The sequence below is a fragment of the Vibrio sp. 2033 genome (genome assembly GCF_033339735.1).
The window spans coordinates 1-569 of sequence record NZ_JAWOVC010000635.1 but is presented as its reverse complement, the minus strand read 5'-3'; the positions used below and the strand labels follow the sequence as shown (position 1 = coordinate 569).

The 569-nt window shown below is 51.1% G+C and carries 1 protein-coding gene; it reads right to left on the bottom strand.

Features of this window, described 5'->3' with window-relative positions:
• Window positions 1-569: lateral flagellar system RNA polymerase sigma factor LafS (gene lafS, locus R7P74_RS28205; RefSeq protein ID WP_318123983.1), on the bottom strand; the 569-nt coding region annotated here is incomplete at both ends.

Below are 569 nucleotides of genomic sequence, written 5' to 3'. Positions count from 1 at the left end.
CTTGTTTATGAAGCTGACAAATTCGAGGTGGCGTCAGATCCAAGACGAGGGCTATTTCGTGTAAATTGAGTTCGTGTTGATAAAACAGCGTCAGTAGCAATTGATCTCGCTTTGACAATCGGCCTAGTGCGCTGTCTAAGCTACGACGAATGTGCTCGTGCTCCATGCCGTCGTATTGACCACCAAAGTGGCTGTCGGTGCTGTTTTCCATCAGTTGATCGAGACTTTGCATTTCACCTGCAAGCGCCGCGTTTTGACGGTTGTAATAATCTTGCTCGTCGGTGCCTAGAGCCTTGATGATTTCTGGGTCCGTTGGCATGCGACCTAACGAGCGGGTGAGGTCACGTGTGACGTCGTTAAGCTCATGGGCTTGCTGACGTGTCTTACGTGAGCGCCAGTCTAAACGGCGCAGTTCATCTAAGATCGCGCCGCGTACACGGCAAACCGCAAACGCCGGGAAGTGAGTATCGTCAATGTCTCCATAACGACGTCCTGCTTCAACCAGCGCGATAAGACCAATTTGCTGCATATCTTCGATACTGCAATGGGAAGTGGCATGAACGCGAAGC